This window comes from Vibrio qingdaonensis (genome assembly GCF_026191675.1).
Taxonomy (GTDB): Bacteria; Pseudomonadota; Gammaproteobacteria; order Enterobacterales; family Vibrionaceae; genus Vibrio; species Vibrio qingdaonensis.
Genome location: NZ_JAKRRY010000114.1, coordinates 1 through 1,323, shown reverse-complemented (window position 1 = coordinate 1,323; position 1,323 = coordinate 1). Strand labels below are relative to the sequence as shown.

The 1,323-nt window shown below is 41.2% G+C and carries 1 protein-coding gene; it reads left to right on the top strand.

Features of this window, described 5'->3' with window-relative positions; genetic code table 11:
- Nucleotides 1-173 precede the first annotated feature (173 nt).
- Nucleotides 174-1,298, top strand: a complete 1,125-nt coding sequence (locus MD535_RS25540) for an ISAs1 family transposase (protein ID WP_265678091.1) — start codon at nucleotides 174-176, stop codon at nucleotides 1,296-1,298.
- Nucleotides 1,299-1,323: the final 25 nt, after the last annotated feature.

The following is a 1,323-nucleotide window of genomic DNA, read 5'->3' as shown; positions in this document are numbered from 1 at the left end:
CAGGGAAGATTCATGAACATGGCCATGTTTAAAGGGTTCGTGGCGTATTGAGTTCTCAACTTTTGAACTTCACTAGTTAGCGTTATCACATAACAATCAATTGTCCGATGATCGATTTGTAGATCATTTTCAGTGTTTTCTAATACCTCCATAGACAACTTGGAGGTCCAACGATGAGTAACCAGCAGCCATTTATGCATTTCGATGTCATTCCTGATTACCGACAACAAGGCAAAGTCGAGCACAAGTTAACTGATATCATTCTGTTAACAATTTGTGCTGTACTTTCTGGTCAAGATGACTGGAAGGCGATTAGTCTTTACGGTGAAGCTAAGTTGGATTTCTTGAAGCGATTTGGCGATTTTAGTCATGGAGTACCTTCCACATCGACAATAGCCAGAGCGATGGGAATGATTAATGCGTCTCGACTGCAAAAGTGCTTCATTGAGTGGATGAAAGATTGCTGTGAGTTAACTAAAGGTGAAGTGATAGCCATTGATGGTAAAACCGTCAGAGGCTCTTATGATGACACTCGCGGCCTTGGCGCAATTCACATGGTGAACGCTTTTGCTACTGAAAATGGTGTTAGTCTCGGACAACATAAAGTTTACGAAAAAAGCAATGAAATCACCGCTATCCCAGAGTTGCTCGAACTGCTTGATATATCAGGTTGTTTGGTCACTATTGATGCTATGGGATGCCAAAAGAAAATTGCTCAAAAAATACTAAACAAAAACGCAGATTATTTGTTGGCGGTGAAAGGAAATCAAGGTCGTTTGGAGCAAGCATTCGATAATTATTTCGATATGAGCATGCTACAAAAACACGATGGCGATTCTTACAGTACGCAAGAAAAATCACGTGGCAGACAAGAAACCAGGTTGGCTTTAACGAACACGGATTTGAGTGTTTTAGGTGACTTAGCGTTTGATTGGCCAGAGTTAAAAACAATGGGTATTGTCGTTTCTATAAGACAAGAAGACGCCGTGGCGAAAGAGTCAGAAATCACGGTGAGATACTACATTAGCTCGAAGAATTTAAATGCTAAAGAATTGTTAAATGCAACGCGTTCACATTGGTTGGTCGAGTCGATGCATTGGTCTCTCGATACGACATTTGGTGAAGATGCTTGCCGAAAACGAGCGGAAGAAAGTGCAGAGAACTTTGCAAGGATCAGACAGATGTGTTTAAACATGCTAAAGAGTGAAACGACTTTGAAAGCGAGCATTAAACACAAAAGAGCGATGTGTGCTATGGATTCTGAGTACCTTTTGAAGGTTCTGGCGAGCCTTTATTGACGGGGGTATTCATGATTTTTCCGTG

What these genes read in the sequence shown, in the direction of transcription:
- MD535_RS25540 (WP_265678091.1), top strand. Translation starts at nt 174, where the DNA reads ATGAGTAACCAGCAGCCATTTATGCATTTCGATGTCATTCCTGATTAC.